This is a genomic window from Streptomyces sp. NPDC004134 (genome assembly GCF_042874195.1).
In the GTDB taxonomy this organism is placed as follows: Bacteria; Actinomycetota; Actinomycetes; order Streptomycetales; family Streptomycetaceae; genus Streptomyces.
In genome coordinates, this window is record NZ_JBIAMS010000004.1 from 122,980 (window position 1) to 144,910 (window position 21,931).

The following is a 21,931-nucleotide window of genomic DNA, read 5'->3' on the forward strand; positions in this document are numbered from 1 at the left end:
GGGCAGGCGGATGGACACCGGGCACTGGGATGCGATGTACCGCGGCCGCGATCAGGTGTTCAGCGGCGACCCCAACCCCGTACTCGTCGCCGAGGCCGGCGGCCTGCCGCCGGGCCGGGCGCTCGACGCCGGCTGCGGCGAAGGCGCGGACGCCCGCTGGCTCGCCCGGCGCGGCTGGCGGGTCACCGCGGTCGACGTCTCCGGGGTCGCCCTGCGGCGCGCCGCGGCGGCCACCGACGCCGGCGGCCTGGTGACGTGGAAGCGGGCCGACCTCCTGGCCGTACCGCCGCCCGCCGGCGCCTACGACCTGGTGTCCGTCCACTACTTCCCGCTCAGGCGCCGCCCCGGCCACGCCGCACTGCGCGGCCTCCTGGACGCCGTCGCCCCCGGCGGCACGCTGCTCTTCGCCACCCACGCCCCCGCCGACCTGGCCCGCCACGGAGAGCCGGGCTTCGACCCGGCGGACTACTACCAGCCCGGCGACATCGCCGGACTCCTCGCACCCGCCTGGGAGATCCTGGCCGACGAGACCCGCCCCCGCACCGCACCGCCGCCCGCCGGCACCCACCACACCCGCGACGCCGTCCTGAAAGCACGACGCCTTGGATGAGCACTCCCGTCAGTACGGTGCCATGTCCAGGTCACCGATCACCCGGAGCCCGACTTGCGCCGCGAGCCACGGTGCGCGTTCGGCGTCGACCTGCTTGACGTGGACGAACACCATGTAGCCGGCCGCCGGCTCGGTCAGTTCCAGATCGCCGGCGTGCGCGCACAGGGTGACGAACGCCCCGCGGGTGCCTCCCTCACCGAGGCCCACCTCCGGGGCTTCCGGCCAGCCGTTGAAGTCCCACCGCACCGTCGCCGGGCTGTCGCCCACCGCCCGGAGAAACGGCTCCACGGCCTCGGGCGCCTCGGACCAGCACGACAGCCGGACGGGCAGCCAGGCCGAAGGATCGTCCCCCCTCTTCGAGGACCCGGCCCTCTCCCCTTCCGCCCACCAATCGGCGTCCGGCAGCAGGGCCAGTACCCCCGGGAGAACGCCGGGCGAGGAGATCCGCGCGTCGAAGTCGACTTCCAGATCCTTCAGGTCGGCGATCGCCAGCAGCCTGTCGACGATGCGCAACCCCTCCGAGAGGTCCGCCGTCCTCAGGACGGGCTGCGCGTAGGAGTTCATGGCGAACAGTGTGCCAACGCCCATGGAGACGGTTGCCCATCGGACTGGAGACTGCCGGGTACCGATCCCAGGGAAACGGGATCGCCCGGGTCGTTTCGTTCGGATCATCGAACCCTTGGCATGCGAGCGCGCTCGTCGAGTGCGGTGCCTCCGAGGGGGCTCTGGACGCCCGGCGTCGCCGATAGTGGGGAGAGCTGATCGTGGAGAACATCCTGTCCGTGGCCATCGGGGCCGCCGTCGGTCTCATAGGGGTGGTGTTCGGTTCGTGGTTCACCGCTCGTCGACAGGACCGCATGTGGGTCCGCGAACAGAAGCTCAGGGCCGGGATCGGCTTCAACACGGCCGTGGTTCAGCTACTGGACTACCTGAAGGAATCACAACTGAGTGACGACGGCCCCGGAGCCAACGAACTGGTGAACCGGATGCAGGAGGCACGTTCGGCTCTCTACCTGCTCTGCACCAGCGACACCGTCGACCTCGCCGATGCCCTCGCGCGTCGGGTGTGGAGAACCAGGCCCACCGAAGGCAGGGCCGACCGCAAGGCCGAGTTCCGGGAGACGCTGGATCTCCTGCGTCAATTCACCCGCCGGCTCCGGCAGGAGATCGCCAGGTCGTAGTCCTCACCCGGACCAACGATCGGATGATCCGAACGAATCGGCCTAGTCGTCCCCGTGGGGCGAGGGGCCCGGGACGGTGCCGGTGGCCGGGTCGGAGTCGGGGGCGCGGCCCGTCATCGCCGTGAGGGTGGCGCGTACGTGCTCCATGTGCGCCGCCAGTTCCTCGCGGCGGCCCTCCGCCTCGCGCAGCGCGCGCTGCGTGTCGCGCTCGATCTGCTCCGCCTGCCCCACCGCCTCCGCCACCAGCTCCGCACCCTGTGCCTCCGCCTCGTCGCGGCAGCGGGCCGCGTACTCCTCGGCCTCGGCGTGTGCCGCCTGCTGCCCGGCGAGGTGCGCCTCCGCGGCTCGGGTACGGGTCGCGAGGTCGGCGTCGATGGCCTGCCGCCGCTCCCGTACCTCCTCGTCCAGCCGCCGCGCCGCCGCCGTGCGTTCGTGACCGGCGTCGTCGAGCATCGCCGCCGTGCGGTGCTTCATCTCCGCCAGCGCCGCCGCCGCCTCGCCCGCGGTGTCCTCGACCGCGGCGTGCGCGGAGGACAGCAGGTCGGCCGCCTCCTGCTCGGCCGCGCCGAGCGCGCTGCGCAGCCGGGCCTCGGCCTCCTCGCGCAGGGCGTGCGCGGCACGGCGGGTGTCGGCGGTGGTCTCCTCGACGTACTGGCGCGTCTCGGCCTGCGCGCGCTGCAGTTGCTCCGCCGCGGTGCCGCGGAGCTCCGCGGCCTGGTCCTGGGCGAGGTACAGGATCTCCTGGGCGCGGGCGCCCAGTTCCGCGTAGGTCTGCTCCTTGACCTGCGCCAGCTCGCCGGTGAGGCGTTCCAGCTCCTGGCTCAGCTCGCGCTCCAGGACGGTGAGGCGGGCGGCCCGCTCCCAGGCGGAGTCGCGCTCCTCGCCCACGCGGGTCACCGCGGCGTCCACTTGGTCGGGGTGGTAGCCGCGACCACCGCGTACGGTGTCGAAGCCCCGAGCCGACGTCTTCACGGCGCCCATCTGATCGAGCTCCTCTCGTCCCCGGTCGACTGTCGGCGCTCATCCTTCAGGACTCGCGCGAATCGGTCATAACCTGACACCCACTCCTTTCAGGTGGTCATCGGTCGAAGAACATACGAAACGGCCCCACCGGCGGAGCCGGTGAGGCCGTTTTCCGTACTGCCCGCGCAGGGTTACAACAGGCCGTCCCAGAGCTGTTCGAGCACCACCGACCACCAGTGGTCGGGGCCCTGGAGGGCCGCCGGGTCGATCGCCGCCAACTGCGACTGGAAGTCGACCGTCCAGCGCCCCGCCTGGTCCGGCGTGAGCCCGAAGCGCATCCGCCACATGTGGCCGAGCATCGCCAGGCAGCGCACGAACTCAGGCAGCCCCGAGTTCACGAACTGCGGCGGCGCGCTGCCCTCGCCGGGCGCCGCCTCCAGCGGCACGGCGACGATGTGCGCGGTGCCGTACTGGACGCACATCTGGCGGCCGAAGTCGTTGCCCATCACGAGGTACGAACCGGCGTCGGACGCCGCCTGCACCCCCCGCTCCGCCGCCAGCTCCGCCAGCGTCGGCACCGGCCGGCCCGGCTGCGCCTGGCCCCAGAAGAACGGGCCGAAGTCCGTCGGCAGCCCCGCCCACACGAGCGTCTGCGCCACGATGTCCGGCACGCCCTGCCTGGCCACGGCCCGCTGGTCGTACCGGAACACGCCCTGCGGCCCGAACGCCTGGTACAGCTCCTGCCCCAGCCCCTCGGGCGGCAGCGGCGGCAGCACGGGGATCTGCCCGGGCGGCGGCAGCGGCACGCGCTGCGGCCGCGGCCGGGCCGGGCCGTCGGCGACCTGGTGCAGCTCGCCCTGGTGCTCGATGAGCTGCTGCATGCCCTGCTGCCGGGAGGCGTGGTCGCGGCCGTAGGAGGCGGTGTGGCTGAGCCGCACCTGCGGCCAGGTCTCGCGGATCATGCGGGAGCAGTAGCCGCCGGGCAGGTCGCAGGGCTCCAGCTCGGTGTGGAGCTCCAGGACCTGCTGCGGCGGTACACCCATGCCGCGCAGCTCGTGCAGGATCTGCCACTCGGGGTGCGCGGTGCCGGGGGCGGAGCGGCGCATGACCTGCTGCTCGGAGCCGTCTTGCGCGCGGTAGCGCAGGACGGCGAGGTAGCCGGGTCCGACGGTGGGGACGCCGGGGGGCGGGTAGCCGTAGCCGGCGGGCTGGGGGGCGCCGGGGGGCGGCATGCCGGGAGCGGGTGCTCCTGGCGCGCCGGGTGCTCCGGGTGCTCCCGGTACGGGTCCCGCGGGGGCGGCCGGGGGGAAAGGGGCAGGGCCGGCGGCGGGGGGCGCGCCGGGGGCGCCCGGAGCGCCGGGCGCGAAGGGGGCGCCGCCGGGGGGCGGGGCGGGCTGGCCGGGCGCGGGGGGCGGGGGTGCGCTGGGTGCCCCGGGGGTGCCGGGTGCTCCGGGGACCGGTGGGGCGGCGGGTGCGCCCGGGGCGCCGGGTGCTCCGGGGGGTGAGGGCGGGCCCGGGGGTGCGCCGCCCGCGGAGGCCCCCGGGTCGACCTGCGACACGAGCTGGGTCGGGATGTACGAGTTGCCACCGCCCGGTGTGCCCGGAGCGGACGGCGGGGGCGGCGCCGAGGAACCGGAGCCACGGGGGGCGCCGGGCGTCCCGGGGGCGCCCGGGGGCGGTGGTACGCCCTGGCCGCCGGGGGCCCGCTTGCCCTTGAGCGGGGGCGGGAGGGGCGTGGCCTTGCTGGTGGCCTGCTCCGCGATGTCCGCGGCGCCGCCGCCGGGGTTGGGCGGCGGGGCGGAGGGGGTGTGGGGGGCGCCGGGGGCGTTCGGGGCACCGGGAGCTGAGGGTGCGCCCGGGGCGCTGGGTGCGCCGGGGGCTCCGGGTGCGGAGGGGGCGCCCGGGGCGCCGGGGGCCACGGGTGGGGCGGGCGGCGCCGGGGTACCGGGGACCGCGGGGGCGGGCGGGGTGCCGGGGGCGCTGGGCGGAGCGCCCGGGGTGCCGGGGGCGTTCGGGGCTCCGGGCGGGGCGGGGGTGCCCGTGGATCCGGGGGCACCCAGGGCGTTCGGGGCGCCCGGCGGAGTGCCCGGCGCACCGGGGTAGTTGCCGGAGCCGGGGGCCGGTGCGGCGCCGGGGCCCGGAGGGGGCGTGGCGCCGGGTGCCGCGGGCGCGCCGGGGTAGCCGCCGGTACCGGGGGCGGGCGGAGCACCCGCGCCCGAGTGCGGGCCCGGGGGGCCGGGGTAGCTGCCGCCGCCGGGCGGAGGCGGGTACGGGCCGCTCGGCGGCGGGGTGTCGGGAAGCTGAGCGGAGAGCACCGTCTCCGGCAGAGGCACGGAGGCCGCGTCGTCGTCACCGCGGGAGTTGGTGTCGTTCCACGGGGTCGGCGCCGCCGCGGCGGGCGCCGTCGGGTCCACCCGCGGGCCGACCGACCCGGAGGAGAGCCCCGAAGCACCGGCGCCCCCGGCCGCGTACGGCGAAGCGGGACCGGAACTCCCGGCCCCGTACGGCGTACTCGAACCCGGCGCACCCGAGCCCGGCGCGGGCGCCGGCGCGGGGGACGGGGCAGGAGCAGGCGCAGGCGCAGCCGCGTGCCGGCCGCCCGAACCACCGGACCCGGCAGCCCCGGAAGAACCGGACGCCCCCGAGTCGCGCCGCGGAATGCCGATCTGGTCCGCCGCCTCCTGCAGCCACTCCGGCGGCGTCAGCAGGAACGACGTCGCGCCCAGGTCCACGCGCTCCCCCGGCTGCGCGCCACGCGGCGCCGCCGCCTCCTCGCCGCCGTACTCCTCCTCGAAGCGCCGGATCACCTCGCCGACCGGCAGCGCGGGCCACAGCGTCGTGTCGCCCGAGTCGCGCGCGATGACCATGCGCGCCCCCGAGCCCTCCGGCACCTCGTCGCCCGCCGGGATCTCGGCCCAGGCCACGAAGCCCAGCTCGAACTCCCGCACCTTGACCTCGCGCCGCCGCTGCTGCGGCACCCCGCCGTTGATCCACGAGTCGGCGCGCTCCTGCGCCTGTGCGAAGGTGACCATTACCTCTTCACCCCTCCACCGGCACGGCGCGCGCGAAGCCGCCGTCCACCATCAGATTCGCCACGGTCTCCAACTCCGGCGGGCCGCCGACCAGCCGGTCGAGGAAGGCGTCGAAGTCCTCCCCGCAGAACAGCAGCAACCGCTCCACCCGGTCCGCGACCGACCAGCCCGAGTCGCCCTGGTCACGGGCGTCGTCGTACGGGCAGAACCACACGCTGCCGCGCCTGCGGCCCTTCGTCTTCAGCGCGAGCACCCCGCCCTGGAGGAAGGCGATGCCCAGATAGTCCTTCGTCAGATGGTCGCGCAGGCACTTGTTGACGTAGACGACGTCGTTGACCGCCGCCTCGTCGCGCACGGTGAAGAACGGCTGGTCCACCAGCAGCCCCAGCTCCGGGTCGAGCGCCGCGCCGACCGGCGCGCAGCCGCCCGCCGCCTTGAGGAAGTCGCGGTACGCGCCCGGCAGCCCGTAGCCGAGATCCTCCTCGACGCCCATCACCTGGTCCTCGGTGACCGCGGCGCCGTCACGCGGAAGGGTGAAATGCACCGGCCGCGTCTCCTGCAGCGGGCGCGTGCCGCGCTTGTCCTGGTCGACGGCCGCCGTCGCCAGCCCGCCGTGGTGCCGCAGCAGCGCCTTCACGTCGGCCGGCACCAGCTCCATGCGGCGGGTGCCCGCCACGTGGTGCCAGGTCCAGCCGTGCGGCGTCGCCACGGCCGGCAGCGTCGACCACAGCTCGTGGCCCTGCGCGTGCAGCGCCGCGTTCGCCGACACGTAGTCCGTCAGCCGCAGCTCGTCGATGCCGAAGCCCTCGGGAGGCTCGGCGATCTCCGCCGCCGCGCGCGCGTACGCGGAGAAGTCCGGGTAACCGTCGGCGTCCACGCGCACGCCGCGGGGGTGTCTGGCGGCCCGGACCGGGTCCGGGAAGTTCACGACCTGCCCGGCGTATGCCGCGTTCGGCGGTGCGACGGTCGTTCCTCGCCGACCTGACGTCATCGCGTGTGCCCCCTGCCGTTGGTCTCCGTCAAAACACAGCCTATGGGGTGCCGCGGCCGGCGGTCTTGCCCTGGTCAGAGAGCGCCCCGGCAAGCGGCGTGATCTGCTCCGCAATGACGGACTTGCCCAGCACGGCACCGGAGCACGGGGTGTGCACACGCCGGTACGGAAGGCACCTCGGGTGTCGTGTCGTACGTATGTGGCAAGCTGGACGACGCGAGACAGCGGAGTTTCACGGGGGAGGCTCTTACCGCTATGCACGCACGCTCAGACACAGTCGATCCGCTCACCGGCGGCGATCCATACGGCGGTATGGGACGCACGTTCGGCGCGGCGGACACTCCGTACGGATACATGGAAACGGACATGGGGACGGGGACGGGCCCGGCGGCCGACCCCCGCAGAGACTGGCGCGACACGGCGCCCGGCGACGGCCTGCCGCGCCTCACCAGCCGGCGGGACGGCGTCCTGCCGGCCATCGGCGCCGCCCTCTCCGTCCGCGGCCAGACCCTCACCTGCACCGCGGGCCGCGCCGACCAGGGCCCCCTGCTCCACCCGCTCGTCCAGGACTTCCTCGACACGCTCACCAGCGGTCGCCGCGAGCGCTTCACCGGACGCTGCCCGGAGGCCGTGCTGCTCTCGCGGCACCTGACGGCCGTCGAAGCCGCCCGCAGCAAGCGCGCCGCGCGCAAGCCGCTGTCGGCAGGAGAGGCACGGCGGGCGCTGAAGCAGGCGAAGATCACCGCCCGGCACATCCGCGAGGACGGCGACCCGCTGCACGGGCGGTACGCGCCGCCGTGCCGCTCCTGCACCGCGCTCCTGACCCATTTCGGCGTGCGCACCGTGGGTGACGCGCACGCCGAGGGCTGAGCCGTGGTCCCCACGGACCCGCGCGACCTGGCCGCGCACCACACGCGCTTCCCGGTCGAGGTCGACAGCGCGCTGCGCGCGGCCGGCTGGGAGCCGGGCCGGTGGGACATAAGGCAGGCCGAGACCTGGGCCGACGCGCTACGGGCCCATGTGTCGCCCGGCGGCCACGCGCACGCGGTGTTCCCGGCGGCGGTCGAGGCGTGGGCGGAGTTCGGCGGCCTGCGCGTCGTCGGCGAGGGCCCCGGCCGCCAGTTGGGCCCGGCGGACCTGCACGTGGACCCGATGCACGGGCTGCACCTCACCCGCACCCTCGCGGACCTGGGCCGCGCGCTCCGGACGGAGCTGTGCCCGCTGGGCGCGGAGCTGGCCCCGGACGGGAGCACGGCGCAGGCGGTGCTGGCCGTCGACGCCGACGGCAGGGGGTACGCGCTGGATCACGCCGGGGACTGGTTCCTGGGCAGGACCGTCGACGAGGCACTGGTGACGCTGGTGACCGGACTCGAACCGCAGCGCCTGACACCGGAGCCGGAATAGACGCCGGAGCCGGAGGAAGGGCGGGCGGTCGTACGGACGAGGCTTCCGCGCTGATGCGGTGAACAGGTGCACGCCGGCCGGCGCCCCGGGGTACTACGTCCCGCTGGGCATCACGGCCGAGACGCGGAAGCCGCCCGCGTCCGTCGCACCCGAGACGAAGCCGCCGCCCAGGCCCGTCACGCGCTCGCGCATGCCCACCAGGCCGTTGCCGCCGCTGGGCAGCCCGGCGCTCTGCGAGGCGGCGTCGGACGGGCCGTTGACCACGAGCACGGCCACCTCGGCGACGCGGTGCGCCAGCAGCACCCGGGTCTTGGCGCCGGGCGCGTGCTTGTGGACGTTGGTCAGCGCTTCCTGCACGACCCGGTAGACGGTCTGCTCCACCTCGGCGGCGTACGGGCCGCGGTCGCCCTCTACCGCGAAGTCCACGGCCATCCCGGCCGCGCGGGACTCGCCGATCAGCGCCTCCAGATCGTCCAGGCACGGCCCGGGACCACCGGCATCGGCATCGGCGGCGTCACGCGGGCGCTGCCCGGCACGGGCACCCGCGGCGGCCGGGCCGCCCCGCGACGGGCGGCCGGCGCCGGTGGCGACGGCGGCAGGAGCGCCACCGGCGGCGGAGGCGGCCTCAGGACCGCCCCGGACACCCCCGGCACCGGCACCGGCACCCGCACCTGCCACCGCGACCCCGGCGCCCGCGACCCCGGCGCCCGTACCGCCGGACGCGGCAGCGCCGGACGCCGCACCACCCGGCGCCGCAGCGCCCACGACGGCCTCGCCACCGGCCTGCGCCCCGCCCCCCGGCGCCGACACCGACCCCGCCGGCATCCGCAGCACGCCCAGCATCTCCCGCAGCTCCGTCAGCGCCTGCCGCCCCATGTCCCCGACCAGCGCCGCGTTCCGCGCCGCCTTCTCCGGATCGTTGAGCACCACCCGCTCCAGCGCCGCCGCGTGCACCACCATCAGACTCACCCGGTGCGCCACCACATCGTGCATGTCCCGCGCGATCCGCGTGCGCTCCTCGCGCCGCGCCCACACCGCGCGCTCCTCGGCCCGCTCCGCGAGCAGCGACAACTCCCGCTCAAGACCGTCGGCCCGCTCCCGCAGACTCTCCACGAGCCGGCGCCGCGCGCCCACGTACAGCCCGAACAGCAGCGGCGGCAGCGTCACGCCGACCGACATCAGCAGGGCGACGAGCGCGGCCAGCACGAACGGAGAACCGCGATCGTGCTCCTCGAAGGTCTGGTACATCTGCACGAACGTGACAATGATCACGGCGGAGACGGACATCCCGGCCAGGGCCCCGGTGATACGCCGGGGGATGTCGGAGGCCGCGAGGGTGTAGAGGCCGACGATGGTCAGCAGGAAGCCCATCTCCGCGGGCGTGACGGCCATGCCCACCAGCACCGGGACGATCGGCCACCGCCGCCGCAGCACCAGCGTGCTGCCCGCGACGAGCCCCAGCACGATCCCGAACCCCAGGGGCAGCCCCGCGTCCTGCGCGAACGGCACGCCCTGCGCCACACACTCGGCAGCCGACGCCGCGGCCAGCACCACGTCCAGCACCATCGACCGGCGCCGCGCCCACCACCAGACCGGCCTCCGCCCACCGGAGACCTCGCTCACGGCTTCCCCCGACGCGGTCATACCAACCAGCGTAAGGGCCGATCCCACGGTGCCAGGCTTCGGGTGCAACAGCACGCAACGGATTCGAACGCACACGAAACCGCCAGGTAAGCACCGAACTGGTGAATCGACCGCATATTCGCATCCGCCGCCCGGGCCCCGGACGAGGCTGGTCGCCATGACCCACGCACCACAATGCCGCGGGGGCGACGGCACCGGCGGCCTGCTCACCGGCACGGCGACCTTCGAGGAACTACGCGACCGGGCGGTCGCCCTGCGCAGGGAGGGCCTGAGCCGCAGACAGATCCGCGACCACCTGAAAGTCGGCAACAACGACCTGCTCAACCGCCTCCTGGAAGGCGAACCACCCCCGGAGTGGACCAAGCGCCCGCGGGCGAAGGACGCCCTGCGGACGAGGGCCCGCGAGCTGCGCAGGCAGGGGAGGACGTACGACCAGATCCAACTGGAGCTGGGCTGCTCGAAGAGTTCGATCTCCCTGTGGGTACGCGACCTGCCGAAGCCACCGCCCCGGACCCGCGAGGAGGCGTCGGCGATCGCCAGGCGGGGCTGGGAGGCGACGCTGCGAAAGCGGGAGAGGGAAAGACAGCGGACCAAGGACGCGGCGACCCGCGAGATCGGGCAGCTCAGCGACAGAGAACTGTTCCTCGTCGGCGTGGGCCTCTACTGGTCCGAGGGAACGAAGAGCAAACCTCACCGGCGGAACGAGTCGACGATCTTCGTCAACAGCGACCCCGACATGATCGAGCTCTACCTCGCCTGGTTGCACCTTCTTGGCGTCGCACCCGAGCGGCTGCGCTTCCGCCTGATGATCCACGAGTCGGCCGACGTGGCCGCGACCGAGCGCTTCTGGGCCGCGCACATCGGCAGCGACTCGTCCCGCTTCGCCAAGACGACCCTGAAGAAGCACAACCCCGCAACCGTGCGCAAGAACGTAGGGCAGAGCTACCGAGGATGTCTTGAGGTTCGGGTCCTCCAAGGCGCGGACCTCTACCGTCGCATTGAAGGGTGGTGGTACGGCATAGTGGTGGCCGCCAGGCAGCGGACTGAAGCGATGTCCGTTTAGCCTGATTAGCTATCCCCTGTGGTGTAATCGGCAACACGGGTCACTTTGGATGATTTGTTCCTGGTTCGAGTCCAGGCAGGGGAGCCCCCGTTTCGATTTCAGGGCCCCGGCGACCGCCGGGGCCTGTTTGCGTTACCCCCGCGTATGGCGTCGGTATCCTGCCCGTACCCCCGATTCCGCCTGCGTAAGGACCTCACGTGACCGCGAACCGCCCCGCAGCCGTCGTCGTACTCGCCGCGGGCGAAGGCACCCGTATGAAGTCCGCGACCCCCAAGGTCCTGCACCGCATCTGTGGTCGCTCGCTCGTCGGGCACGTCGTCGCCGCCGCCGGAGAGCTGGACCCCGAGCACCTGGTCGTCGTCGTCGGGCACGGCCGGGAGGCCGTCAGCGCGCATCTCGGGGAGGTCGCGCCGCAGGCGCGGGCCGTGGTGCAGCGGGAGCAGAACGGGACCGGGCACGCCGTGCGGATCGCGCTGGAGGAGCTGGCCGGGAGCGGCGTGGCGCTGGACGGGACCGTCGTGGTGGTGTGCGGCGATACGCCCCTGCTGGCCGGCGAGACGCTGGACCGGCTCGCCTCCGCGCACGACGCCGACGGGAACGCCGTGACGGTGCTGACCGCCGAGGTGCCGGACGCCACCGGGTACGGGCGGATCGTGCGGGAGGACGCGACCGGGGCCGTGACCGGGATCGTGGAGCACAAGGACGCCTCCGCCGTGCAGCGGGAGATCCGGGAGATCAACTCCGGGGTGTTCGCGTTCGACGCGAAGCTGCTGGCGTCCGCGCTGACGCAGGTGCGGCGGGACAACAGCCAGGGCGAGGAGTACCTGACGGACGTGCTGGGGATCCTGCGGTCCGCGGGGCACCGGGTGGGTGCGTCGCCGGCCGCCGACCACCGCGAGATCCTGGGCATCAACAACCGGGTGCAGTTGGCGGAGGCGCGCCGGCTGCTCAACGACAGCCTGCTGCGGGACGCGATGATGGCCGGGGTGACGGTGGTGGATCCGGCGTCGACGTGGTTCGACGTGGCGGTGACGTACGAGCCGGACGCGGTGGTGCATCCGCAGACGCAGCTTCTGGGGTCGACGCATCTGGGCGCCGGTGCCGAGGTGGGGCCGGGGTCGACGCTGACGGACACGTCGGTGGGAGCGGGTGCACGGGTGCTCAACACCGTTGCGGACGGGGCGGAGATCGGGCCGGGGGCGAGCGTGGGTCCGTACACGTATCTGCGGGCGGGGACGCGGCTGGGCGAGGGCGCGAAGGCCGGGACGTACGTGGAGATGAAGAACGCGGACGTGGGGGCGGGGACGAAGGTGCCGCATCTGTCGTACGTGGGGGACGCGACGATCGGCGAGTACACGAACATCGGTGCCGCGAGTGTGTTCGTCAACTACGACGGCGTGGCCAAGCACCACACGACGATCGGGAGTCACTGCCGTACGGGCGCGGACAACATGCTTGTTGCGCCCGTCACAATCGGGGACGGCGCGTACACCGCCGCGGGCTCGGTGATCACGAAGGACGTGCCGCCGGGTTCGCTGGCCGTGGCGCGCGGTCAGCAGCGCAACATCGAGGGCTGGGTGGCCCGTAAGCGCCCGGGGAGCGCGGCCGCGCAGGCGGCCGAGGCGGCCGGCCGGGAGGGTGTGGCGGAGGGCGAGGGCGCCGGTCAGGCGGGGTGAGGGCGTGGGATGCCGGGGCGTTCTGGGCGTACGGTGAGTAGGACACCCGACCGGCCGCCCGCCCGGCCGCCTGCCCCGACACCTAGGAGAACGTGCTGTGACCGGGATCAAGACGACCGGCCAGAAGAAGCTGATGCTTTTCACCGGCCGTGGCTACCCCGAGCTTGCCGAGGAGGTCGCGCACCAGCTCGGTGTGGGCCTCGTACCGACGAAGGCGTTCGACTTCGCCAACGGTGAGATCTACGTCCGTTTCCAGGAGTCGGCACGGGGGGCCGACTGTTTCGTGATGCAGAGTCACACGACGCCCATCAATCAGTGGATCATGGAACAGATGATCATGGTGGACGCGCTGAAACGTGCCTCCGCGCGGAGCGTCACCGCGATCGTCCCCTTCTACGGCTACGCCCGGCAGGACAAGAAGCACCGCGGCCGGGAGCCGATCTCGGCGCGGCTGATCGCCGACCTGCTGAAGACGGCGGGTGCGGACCGGATCCTGACGGTGGATCTGCACACGGACCAGATCCAGGGTTTCTTCGACGGCCCGGTGGACCATCTGTTCGCGCTGCCGGTGCTGGCGGACTACGTGGCGTCGAAGACGGACAGGTCGAAGCTGACGGTGGTCTCGCCGGACGCGGGGCGCGTGCGGGTGGCGGACCGGTGGGGCGACCGGCTGGGGGCGCCGCTGGCGATCGTGCACAAGCGCCGGGACCCGGACGTGGCGCACCAGGTGACGGTGCACGAGGTCGTGGGGCACGTGGAGGGCCGGGTGTGCGTGCTGGTCGACGACATGGTGGACACCGGGGGCACGATCTGCGCGGCGGCGGACGCGCTGTTCGCGAACGGCGCGGAGGACGTGATCGTGGCGGCGACGCACGGCGTGCTGTCGGGTCCCGCGGGTGACCGGCTGAAGGGGTCGAAGGTCAGCGAGTTCATCTTCACGAACACGCTGCCGACGGCGAGCGAGTTGGACCTGGACAAGATCACGGTGCTGTCGATGGCGCCGGTGATCGCGCGGGCGGTGCGCGAGGTGTTCGAGGACGGGTCCGTGACCAGCCTCTTCGACGAGCACGCGTAGCCGTAGCGGAGAAGATCGACTTGGGGCGGCCGCTCGCCGCCGGGTAGACTCACGGAGTTGCTCGGCGAGGGAGGCCGCCCCGGTCCGTCCGGTTCCGGTTCGGTGCTCCGTTATCGACGCGCTCTTCGTAGCAGGCCGATCGCGGCCGGGTGACCGTCCCGACAGCTTCACCTACTGCGAGGAGTGCGGCCATGGCCGAGTACAAGATCACCGCGGAGCCGCGGACCGAGACCGGCAAGGGCGCGGCCCGCCGGCTGCGCCGCGAGGACAAGGTTCCCGGTGTCATCTACGGCCACGGCGCCGACCCGCGGCACGTGTCGCTGCCGAGCTACGACCTGCTGATGGCCCTCAAGACCTCGAACGTGCTGATCAGCCTCGACGTCGAGGGCAAGTCCGAGCTGGTCATCCCGAAGGACGTGCAGCGTGACGCGCTGCGCACCGGGGTGCTCAAGCACGTGGACCTGCTGGTCGTGAAGCGCGGCGAGAAGGTCACCGTCGAGGTGCCGATCCAGGTCGAGGGCGACCTGGCGCCGGGCCAGAACCTGCTGGAGCACACGCTGCACGCGCTGCCGGTCGAGGCCGAGGCGACGAACATCCCGGAGTCGGTGACGGTCAGCGTGGAGGGCCTGGAGGCGGGCGCCACGGTGTCGGCGAAGGACGTCAGGCTGCCGGCCGGGGTGACGCTCGCGGTCGACGGCGAGGACCCGGTGCTGCACGTCGTCTCGCCGCAGGCGGAGGAGCCGGCGGCCGAGGGCGAGGCGGCCGAGGGCGCGATCGCGGCCGACGAGGGCAAGTCGGAGGACTGAGCACGGCGGGGGCGGGCCGTTCGGGCCCGCCCCGTCTCCGTACGCGCACGCACACGCACCCCGGGAGGGCCGGCAGATGTCGGACGCAGTGGAGCCGTGGCTCGTCGTGGGCCTGGGCAATCCGGGCCCGGGGTACGCGGGCAACCGGCACAACGTCGGGTTCATGGTCGCCGACCTGCTGGCGGAGCGCGTCGGCGGCCGGTTCAAGGCGCACAAGTCGCGGGCGCAGGTCGTGGAGGCGCGGCTGGGCCCGCCGGGTCCTGCGGGCCGGCGGATCGTGCTGGCCAAGCCGATGTCGTACATGAACCTGTCCGCCGGTCCGGTCTCGGCGCTCGCCGGCTTCTACAAGGTCCCGCTGGAGCGGATGGTCGTCGTGCACGACGAGCTGGACCTGGACTACGGCACGCTGCGGCTGAAGCTCGGCGGCGGCGACAACGGCCACAACGGGCTGAAGTCGCTGTCGAAGTCGCTGGGCCGGGAGTATCTGCGGGTGCGGTTCGGCGTGGGCCGGCCGCCGGGGCGGATGGAGGTGGCGGACTACGTGCTGAAGGACTTCTCCGCCGCGGAGCGCAAGGACCTCGACTACTTCGTGGACCGCACGGCGGACGCGGTGGAGGCACTGGTCACGGAGGGCCTGGAGCGCGCCCAGAACGCGTACAACGGCTGACCGGGCGGGGCGGCGGTACGCGGGCCCGCGTACCGCCGACCGGGCCGGAGGTCAGCCCGTGTTGCGCAGGCCCGCCGCCACGCCGTTGACGGTCAGCAGCAGCGCCCGGCCCAGCAGCGGGTCGGGGGCCTGGCCGCGTTCGGCCGCCTCGCGCTGCCGGCCGAGCAGCGTGACCTGGAGGTACGAGATCGGGTCGAGGTAGGCGTCGCGGATGCGGAACGTCTGCTGGAGCACCGGGTTGGCCTCCAGCAGCTCCGATTCGCCGGTGATGCGCAGCACTTCGCTGACCGTCAGCTCGTGCTCGGCCTCGATGACCGCGTAGATGTGCTTCAGCTCGTCGGGCACGAGGGTGTCGACGTAGTGCTGCGCGATCCGCAGGTCGGTCTTGGCGAGCGTCATCTCGACGTTGGCGAGGAAGTTGCGGAAGAAGTGCCAGTGCTCGTACGCCTCTTCCACCACCGCGTCGAGCCCCGCCTCGCGGGCCGCGCGCAGCCCGGAGCCGACGCCGAACCAGCCGGGGACGATCTGCCGGGACTGCGTCCAGCCGAAGACCCAGGGGATGGCCCGCAGCCCGTCGAGGCCCGCGCCGGTGTCGGGGCGGCGGGAGGGCCGGGAGCCGAGGTGCAGCTCGGCGAGCTGGTCGACGGGCGTGGAGGCGAAGAAGTACGCGGGCAGGTCGGGGTCGTCGACGAGCCGGCGGTACGCGGCGTGGGCGGCGTCGGAGACGACGTCCATCGCGGCGTCCCAGCGGGTCAGCGCCTCGACGGACTGCCGCGGCGCGGTGTGCAGGGCGGACGCCTGGAGGGTGGCGGCGACGGTCAGTTCGAGGTTCTCCCGGGCCAGGGACGGCACGAGGTACTTGTCGGAGATGACCTCGCCCTGCTCGGTGACCTTGATCTCGCCTTCGAGGGTGCCCCACGGCTGGGCGAGGATCGCGTCGTGGGTGGGGCCGCCGCCGCGGCCGACGGTGCCGCCGCGGCCGTGGAAGAGGCGCAGCCGTACGCCGTGCCGGTGGGCGACATCGCGCAGCCGGCGCTGGGCGCGGTGGATCTCCCACTGGGAGGTGGTGATGCCGCCGAACTTGGAGGAGTCGGAGTACCCGAGCATGACCTCCTGGACGTCGCCGCGCAGCGAGACCAGGCGCCGGTAGGAGGGGTCGGAGAGCATCGCGTCGAGGAGGTCGTCGGCGATCTTCAGCTCGTCGGTGGTCTCCAGTAGCGGCACGATGCCGATCTTCGCCCAGCCGGCGTGCAGGTCGAGGAGCCCGGCCTCGCGGGCGAGGACCGCGGCGGCGAACACGTCGTCGGCGCCCTGGCACATGGAGATGATGTACGACTCGATGACCTCGGGCCCGAAGGCGTCGATGGCCCTCCTGACGGTCGCGAAGACGCCGAGGGTCTTGGTGCCGGCCTCGTCGAGCGGCGCGGGGGTGGGCGCCAGCGGGCGGCGGGAGCGCAGCTCCTTGGCGAGGAGGCCGCGGCGGTAGTCGCGCGGCATGTCCAGATAGCGCCAGGACTCCTCGCCGAGCCGGTCGAAGAGCTGGCCGAGGGCGTGGTGGTGGGCGTCGGCGTGCTCGCGTACGTCCATGGTGGCGAGCTGGAGGCCGAAGGCGGCGATGGTGCGGATGGTGCGCTCCAGCCGGCCGTCGGCGACGAGCGAGCCGCGGTGCGCGCGCAGCGAGGTCTGGACGAGGGCGAGTTCGTCGATGAGCTGCGCGGTGCCGAGGTAGTCGCGGCCGGGTACGTGGGCGCTGCCCTCGGCGAGCCGGCGGCGGGTGTTGAGGAGCTTCTGCCGGATGCAGGTGGCCTTGAGCCGGTAGGGCTCCTCGGCGTTGAGCCGCTTGTAGCGGGGGCTGATCTCGGGGAGCACTTCCAGGTCGCGCTGGACGGATTCGAGGAGTTCCTCGGTGGCGCCGCCGTTGCGGATGGAGTTGGACAGGGCGGAGCGCAGCTCGTCCACGTGGCCGATGGCCTCGGTGATGCCGTGCTCGTGCTGGAGGAGGAGCACGTCCCAGGTGACCTGGGGGGTGACGTTGGGGTTGCCGTCGCGGTCGCCGCCGATCCAGGTGCCGAAGGTCAGCGGGCGGGTGCCGGGCGGCAGCACGGCGGACTGGTCGGCGCCGACGCGCTCCAGTTCCGCGGCGAGGTCTTCGAGTACGTCCCCGACGGCGCCGCGGTTCAGCTCGTCCAGGTAGTAGATGGCGTTGCGGGCCTCGTCGGCGGGCTCGGGCCGGACGACGCGCAGTTCGTCGGTCTGCCAGATGAGGTCGATGTCCTCGGCGAGGCGGCGGTCGCAGCGGCGGCGGTCGGCGGCGGACGCGCCCTCGTCGGCTTCGAGGAGGCGGGCCACGTCGCGCAGCTTGGTGAGGACGGAGCGGCGCGCGGCCTCGGTGGGGTGGGCGGTGAAGACGGGGCGTACGCCGAGGCTGGCGATGGTCTCGCGCAGGTGGGCGGGGTCGGCGTCCTTGAGCATGTCGGCGGTACGGGCCAGGCTGCCGCCCTCGGCGGCGCGGCGGGCGCGGAACTCGCGGCCGCGGTGCACCTGCTCGGTGACGTTGGCGAGGTGGAAGTAGGTGGAGAAGGCGCGTACGAGCCGGGCGGCGGTCTCCAGGTCCACGGTGCGCAGCAGTTCCGCGGCGGCGTCTCCGTCGGTGCGCGTCAGGGCGCGTACGCGCTCGACGAGGTCCAGCAGTTCCGGACCGTCCTGGCGGACGAGGGTCTCGCCGAGCAGGTCGCCGAGGCGCCGGATGTCGGCGCGCAGCTCGGCGTTGCCGGCGGCCGCGGCGCCCGGGTCGGGGCCTGCGGCTCCGGCGGGGCGGTGCGCGTGGGTGTCGGCACTGGTCACTGGTGCGGCTCCTTGGCGTGCGGCGCTGGTGTTTCCGCCCGTGCGCGGCGGCGCGCGGCGGGCCGGGGTGCGGACCGCGCTGTCCGACGCCCCCAGACTAGTCGTCCCTGCTCGCTGCCCGGGTGGGCGAAGCCCGCGGGGTTGCGGCATGGGAACCGGCGTCTGCGGGCACTCAAGAGGTGTTCCTTCCACACGGGCGCGTATGTACGCCCGTTGGGACCGTGCCTCTTTCAGCCCGGAACTGAGGCATGCCATACTTACGCCAACGTAGGTTACGGGACCGTAGCCTCGCTGGTCCATGTTCCCCCAGCCTCCGAGGGATGCCCATGCCGTCCACGTCCGAAGTGATCGACGAGCAGCCCCGCTCGGCCACGGTCACCGCTGAGTCCGCGACGCTCGGCGGTGAGAACAAGAGATCGATCGAGCAGATCACGCTGCTCGCCTTCATCGTGCTGCCGTTCGTCGCGCTGGTCGCGGCGATCCCGCTGGCCTGGGGCTGGGGGGTGAGCTGGCTCGACCTCGGACTGATGACGTTCATGTACTTCCTCGGCCTGCACGGGGTGACGGTCGGGTTCCACCGCTACTTCACGCACGGCTCGTTCAAGGCGAAGAAGCCGCTGCGGGTGGCGCTGGCGATCGCCGGGTCGATGGCGGTGGAGGGCCCGGTCGTGCGCTGGGTCGCGGACCACCGCAGGCACCACAAGTTCTCCGACGCCGAGGGCGACCCGCACTCCCCCTGGCGCTTCGGGGAGTCGGTGCCGGCGCTGATGAAGGGCCTGTGGTGGGCCCACATCGGCTGGCTCTTCGACGAGGAGCAGACGCCGCAGAACAAGTACGCGCCGGACCTCATCAAGGACTCGGCGGTCCGCCGGGTGTCGCGTCAGTTCGTGCTGTGGACGGCGGTCTCGCTGCTCTTCCCGCCGCTGGTCGGCGGGCTGGTCACCTGGTCGTGGCAGGGCGCGCTGTCGGCGTTCTTCTGGGCCTCGCTGGTCCGGGTCGCGCTGCTGCACCACGTCACGTGGTCGATCAACTCGATCTGCCACGCGGTCGGCAAGCGCCCCTTCAAGTCCCGGGACCGCTCGGGCAACGTGTGGTGGCTGGCGATCCTGTCCGGCGGCGAGTCGTGGCACAACCTGCACCACGCGGACCCGACCTCCGCCCGGCACGGCGTGATGAAGGGCCAGATCGACTCCAGCGCCCGGATCATCCGCTGGTTCGAGAAGCTCGGCTGGGCGTACGACGTCCGCTGGCCGAGCGAGTCCCGTATCGACTCGAAGCGCAACAAGGACGGCGACGCCGGCAAGGGCGCGCGCAAGGGTGCGGCCGCCGGGTCGGCCCGGCGTGAGGAGGCCGCCGCCGACGCGGCATGATGGAGCCGTGGCTACCGGCGGTAAGAGCAGCACGGGCAACAGCGGCGACGGCGGCGGCGAGGGGAAGCCGCCGCGCCGTACCCGGCGGCGGATGACGGGCAAGGAGCGCCGCGAGCAGCTCGTCGACGTGGGGCGCACGCTGTTCGCGGCGCGCGGCTTCGAGGCGACGTCGGTGGAGGAGATCGCCTCGAAGGCGGGCGTGTCCAAGCCGGTCGTGTACGAGCACTTCGGGGGCAAGGAAGGGCTGTACGCGGTCGTCGTCGACCGGGAGATGCGGCGGCTCCTCGACATGGTGGCGAGCGCGCTGACCGCGGGGCATCCGCGGGAGCTGCTGGAGCAGGCGGCGTTCGCGCTGCTGGACTACATCGACGAGTACACCGACGGCTTCCGCATCATGGTCCGGGACTCCCCGGTGGCGCAGTCGCACGGCTCGTTCGCCTCGCTGATCAGCGACATCGCCACCCAGGTGGAGGACATCCTGGGGCTGGAGTTCAAGTCCCGCGGCTTCGATCCGAAGCTGGCGCCGCTGTACGCGCAGGCCCTGGTGGGCATGGTGGCGCTGACCGGGCAGTGGTGGCTGGACGTGCGCAAGCCCAAGAAGGCGGAGGTCGCCGCGCATCTGGTGAACCTCGCCTGGCACGGCCTGGGCGATCTGGAGGCGAAGCCGCGGCTGATAGGCCACCGCCGCGCGTAGCCCGCGGGGCGCGGTGGGCCGGCGGTGCGCATGGCCCGCGGCGCGGTGGGCCCGCGGCGCGCGGGGGCGACAGGGCGTCTGTGCGGTGCCTGCGCCGTCCGGTGCCGTTCCGGGCGCCCGGGATGCCGCCGGTCCGGTCGGCCCGGGGGCGAAACCCCTCCGGCGGCGGCGGAGCCGTCACGCGGCCTGGAACTCCAGCCGGTTGCCGAACGGGTCGGCGGTGTGGAAGCGCCGTACGCCCGGGATCTCGTCGTCGGCCCAGGTCACGTCGTGGCCGCGGACGGCCAGCCGGCGGGCCAGCGCGTCGAGGTCGGTGACGACGAGCGCGGGGTGCGCCTTGCGGGCGGGGTGGAAGTCCCGCTCGACGCCGAGGTGGAGCATCACGGGTCCCGACGTGAACCAGCAGCCGCCGCGGGCGGCGAGCGCCTCGGGCTTGGGCACCTCGGTCATGCCGAGGACGTCACCGTAGAAGATGCGCAGGATTTCCTCGCTGCCGGCCGGGACGGCGAGCTGGACGTGGTCGAGTCCGGTGATCATGGCATGACTCCCAGCGCGAAGATGCGGCGGAACGGGAACGGGGTGCCGTGCGGGCCCGGCGGGTAGGCGGTGCGCAGCAGGGCCGCGTATGCGGTGACGAAGGCGTCGGCGTCATCGCCGAGGGCGTCGAGCACGGGGCGCAGCCCGGTGCCCTTCACCCAGTCCAGCACGGGATCCGGGCCGTGCAGGAGGTGGGTGTACGTGGTCTCCCAGGCGTCGCCGGCGCAGCCGAGGTCGCAGAGCAGCTCCAGGTACGCGACGGGCTGGAGGACGGGCTGGTCGCGCAGCACGCCGTGCAGCCGCTCGCGCCAGCGGGGGTCGCGGGTGAGCTGCCGCATCAGCGCGTGGCTGGGGGCGTCGTAGTTGCCGGGGACCTGGAAGGCGAACGTGCCGCCGGGGGCGAGCCCGGCGAGCCAGCGGGGGAAGTGCTCCCAGTGCTCCGGCACCCACTGCAGCACCGCGTTGCCGAGGATCAGGTCGTACGCGCCGGGCTCCGGCGTCCAGTCGGCGAGGTCGGCGTGGGCGAAGTCGATCCGGCCGCCGCCGGGGGTGGGTCCTGCGTGGGCGGCGGCGGTGCGGAGCATGGCGGCGGAGCTGTCGTACCCCGTGAGGTGGGCGGCGGGCCAGCGGGCGGCCAGCAGCGCGGTGCCGTTGCCCGTGCCGCAGCCGATGTCGGCGATCCGCGCCCGGCGTCCCGGCAGCTCGCCGACGCGGGCGAGGAGGTCGGTGAGGGGGCGGGTGCGGGGCCCCTCGTGGCGCAGGTACTGCTGCGGGTCCCAGGAGGGTGAGGTCATGCCTCCAGCGTTCCGCCGATGTATCTCGATGTCAAGAGACTTCATGTCGACAGACCGACTACACTGATCGCATGCGGGACGAGGTGGACCGGCTGGTCGCGGCGTGGCGCAGGGAGCGCCCCGACCTCGACGTGGAGCCGCTGGAGGTGCTGAGCCGGGTGAGCCGGCTGGCCCGCCACCTGGACCGCGCGCGGCGGCTGGCGTTCGCGGAACACGGCCTGGAAGGCTGGGAGTTCGACGTGCTCACCGCGCTGCGGCGGGCCGGCGAGCCGTACCAGCTCTCCCCCGGGCAGCTCCTCACCCAGACCCTGGTCACCTCCGGGACGATGACGAACCGCATCGACCGGCTGGCGAAGAAGGACCTCGTCGAGCGGCTGCCGGACCCCAGCGACCGGCGCGGCGTGCTCGTACGGCTCACCGCGGAGGGCCGGGAACGCGCGGACGCGGCGCTGGCGGCGCTGCTGAAGCAGGAGCGGGCGATCCTCGCGGAGCTGCCGCCGGAGCGGCGCAGGGAGCTGGCGGACCTGCTGCGGCAACTGACGGCCCCGTTCGACAACGTCCCGTGACGGCCCGGACCGCC

20 protein-coding genes and 1 tRNA gene are annotated in these 21,931 nt (G+C 73.5%); 13 read left to right on the top strand and 8 right to left on the bottom strand.

The window, feature by feature from the left end:
• Nucleotides 1-10 precede the first annotated feature (10 nt).
• Nucleotides 11-610 carry a class I SAM-dependent methyltransferase gene (locus ACFYVJ_RS07725; RefSeq protein WP_388887541.1) on the top strand — a complete coding sequence of 200 codons (600 nt, stop codon included), beginning with the start codon at nt 11-13 and terminating at the stop codon, nt 608-610.
• Between the two features lie 9 nt (nt 611-619).
• On the opposite strand, the gene ACFYVJ_RS07730 is transcribed toward ACFYVJ_RS07725, so the two are convergent.
• Nucleotides 620-1,174 carry a hypothetical protein gene (locus ACFYVJ_RS07730; protein ID WP_388887543.1) on the bottom strand — a complete coding sequence of 185 codons (555 nt, stop codon included), beginning with the start codon at nt 1,172-1,174 and terminating at the stop codon, nt 620-622.
• A 200-nt stretch (nt 1,175-1,374) separates the two neighbouring features.
• On the opposite strand from ACFYVJ_RS07730, the gene ACFYVJ_RS07735 reads away from it, so the two are divergent.
• Nucleotides 1,375-1,791: a hypothetical protein gene (locus tag ACFYVJ_RS07735; RefSeq protein ID WP_388887545.1), complete on the top strand. Its 417-nt coding sequence runs from the start codon at nt 1,375-1,377 to the stop codon at nt 1,789-1,791.
• Between the two features lie 42 nt (nt 1,792-1,833).
• Here ACFYVJ_RS07735 and ACFYVJ_RS07740 read toward each other — a convergent pair whose 3' ends face one another.
• The 3 genes from ACFYVJ_RS07740 to ACFYVJ_RS07750 all read right to left on the bottom strand — a co-directional run bounded on the left by ACFYVJ_RS07740 (nt 1,834) and on the right by ACFYVJ_RS07750 (nt 6,777).
• Nucleotides 1,834-2,772, bottom strand: a complete 939-nt coding sequence (locus tag ACFYVJ_RS07740; RefSeq protein WP_388887546.1) for a hypothetical protein — start codon at nt 2,770-2,772, stop codon at nt 1,834-1,836.
• 173 nt (nt 2,773-2,945) lie between these two features.
• Nucleotides 2,946-5,786 (bottom strand): SUKH-4 family immunity protein, encoded by a 2,841-nt coding sequence (locus tag ACFYVJ_RS07745; protein ID WP_388887548.1) that lies wholly within the window; start codon nt 5,784-5,786, stop codon nt 2,946-2,948.
• A gap of 7 nt (nt 5,787-5,793) precedes the next feature.
• Nucleotides 5,794-6,777 (bottom strand): SMI1/KNR4 family protein, encoded by a 984-nt coding sequence (locus ACFYVJ_RS07750; protein ID WP_388887550.1) that lies wholly within the window; start codon nt 6,775-6,777, stop codon nt 5,794-5,796.
• A gap of 366 nt (nt 6,778-7,143) precedes the next feature.
• Between ACFYVJ_RS07750 and ACFYVJ_RS07755 the strand changes: the two genes are divergently transcribed.
• Nucleotides 7,144-7,647 (top strand): YwqJ-related putative deaminase, encoded by a 504-nt coding sequence (locus ACFYVJ_RS07755; RefSeq protein WP_388887552.1) that lies wholly within the window; start codon nt 7,144-7,146, stop codon nt 7,645-7,647.
• Nucleotides 7,648-7,650: 3 nt separating this feature from the next.
• The gene (locus ACFYVJ_RS07760; protein ID WP_388887554.1) at nt 7,651-8,181 is read left to right on the top strand and encodes an SUKH-3 domain-containing protein; all 531 of its coding nucleotides are present in this window, start codon (nt 7,651-7,653) and stop codon (nt 8,179-8,181) included.
• A 93-nt stretch (nt 8,182-8,274) separates the two neighbouring features.
• Here ACFYVJ_RS07760 and ACFYVJ_RS07765 read toward each other — a convergent pair whose 3' ends face one another.
• The gene (locus ACFYVJ_RS07765) at nt 8,275-9,825 is read right to left on the bottom strand and encodes a sensor histidine kinase (RefSeq protein WP_388887556.1); all 1,551 of its coding nucleotides are present in this window, start codon (nt 9,823-9,825) and stop codon (nt 8,275-8,277) included.
• Nucleotides 9,826-9,982: 157 nt separating this feature from the next.
• On the opposite strand from ACFYVJ_RS07765, the gene ACFYVJ_RS07770 reads away from it, so the two are divergent.
• The 6 genes from ACFYVJ_RS07770 to pth all read left to right on the top strand — a co-directional run bounded on the left by ACFYVJ_RS07770 (nt 9,983) and on the right by pth (nt 15,112).
• The gene (locus tag ACFYVJ_RS07770; protein WP_388887558.1) at nt 9,983-10,888 is read left to right on the top strand and encodes a hypothetical protein; all 906 of its coding nucleotides are present in this window, start codon (nt 9,983-9,985) and stop codon (nt 10,886-10,888) included.
• A gap of 12 nt (nt 10,889-10,900) precedes the next feature.
• Nucleotides 10,901-10,972, top strand: a tRNA-Gln gene (locus ACFYVJ_RS07775).
• Between the two features lie 113 nt (nt 10,973-11,085).
• Complete coding sequence (gene glmU, locus ACFYVJ_RS07780) at nt 11,086-12,564, top strand: bifunctional UDP-N-acetylglucosamine diphosphorylase/glucosamine-1-phosphate N-acetyltransferase GlmU (RefSeq protein ID WP_388887560.1); 1,479 nt, start codon at nt 11,086-11,088, stop codon at nt 12,562-12,564.
• A gap of 97 nt (nt 12,565-12,661) precedes the next feature.
• Nucleotides 12,662-13,639 carry a ribose-phosphate diphosphokinase gene (locus ACFYVJ_RS07785; protein WP_388887562.1) on the top strand — a complete coding sequence of 326 codons (978 nt, stop codon included), beginning with the start codon at nt 12,662-12,664 and terminating at the stop codon, nt 13,637-13,639.
• Nucleotides 13,640-13,830: 191 nt separating this feature from the next.
• The gene (locus ACFYVJ_RS07790) at nt 13,831-14,445 is read left to right on the top strand and encodes a 50S ribosomal protein L25/general stress protein Ctc (protein WP_388887564.1); all 615 of its coding nucleotides are present in this window, start codon (nt 13,831-13,833) and stop codon (nt 14,443-14,445) included.
• 76 nt (nt 14,446-14,521) lie between these two features.
• Nucleotides 14,522-15,112: an aminoacyl-tRNA hydrolase gene (gene pth / locus ACFYVJ_RS07795; protein ID WP_388887565.1), complete on the top strand. Its 591-nt coding sequence runs from the start codon at nt 14,522-14,524 to the stop codon at nt 15,110-15,112.
• A 51-nt stretch (nt 15,113-15,163) separates the two neighbouring features.
• Here the strand turns inward: pth and ppc are convergent, their stop codons facing one another.
• Entirely contained in the window at nt 15,164-17,956 is a 2,793-nt protein-coding gene (gene ppc / locus ACFYVJ_RS07800; RefSeq protein ID WP_388887567.1) for a phosphoenolpyruvate carboxylase, read from the bottom strand.
• 326 nt (nt 17,957-18,282) lie between these two features.
• Between ppc and ACFYVJ_RS07805 the strand changes: the two genes are divergently transcribed.
• On the top strand, nt 18,283-19,326 hold the full coding sequence (locus ACFYVJ_RS07805; protein WP_388887569.1) for an acyl-CoA desaturase: 1,044 nt from the start codon (nt 18,283-18,285) through the stop codon (nt 19,324-19,326).
• A 91-nt stretch (nt 19,327-19,417) separates the two neighbouring features.
• Nucleotides 19,418-20,020 carry a TetR/AcrR family transcriptional regulator gene (locus ACFYVJ_RS07810; RefSeq protein ID WP_281623503.1) on the top strand — a complete coding sequence of 201 codons (603 nt, stop codon included), beginning with the start codon at nt 19,418-19,420 and terminating at the stop codon, nt 20,018-20,020.
• A gap of 177 nt (nt 20,021-20,197) precedes the next feature.
• Here the strand turns inward: ACFYVJ_RS07810 and ACFYVJ_RS07815 are convergent, their stop codons facing one another.
• On the bottom strand, nt 20,198-20,557 hold the full coding sequence (locus ACFYVJ_RS07815) for a VOC family protein (RefSeq protein ID WP_388887571.1): 360 nt from the start codon (nt 20,555-20,557) through the stop codon (nt 20,198-20,200).
• The gene (locus tag ACFYVJ_RS07820; RefSeq protein WP_388887573.1) at nt 20,554-21,351 is read right to left on the bottom strand and encodes a trans-aconitate 2-methyltransferase; all 798 of its coding nucleotides are present in this window, start codon (nt 21,349-21,351) and stop codon (nt 20,554-20,556) included. Before ACFYVJ_RS07820 ends, ACFYVJ_RS07815 begins: the two co-directional genes overlap by 4 nt.
• Nucleotides 21,352-21,422: 71 nt before the next feature.
• On the opposite strand from ACFYVJ_RS07820, the gene ACFYVJ_RS07825 reads away from it, so the two are divergent.
• Nucleotides 21,423-21,917, top strand: coding sequence for a MarR family winged helix-turn-helix transcriptional regulator (locus ACFYVJ_RS07825; protein ID WP_388887575.1), 495 nt, complete (start codon nt 21,423-21,425; stop codon nt 21,915-21,917).
• The last annotated feature ends 14 nt before the right edge of the window (nt 21,918-21,931 follow it).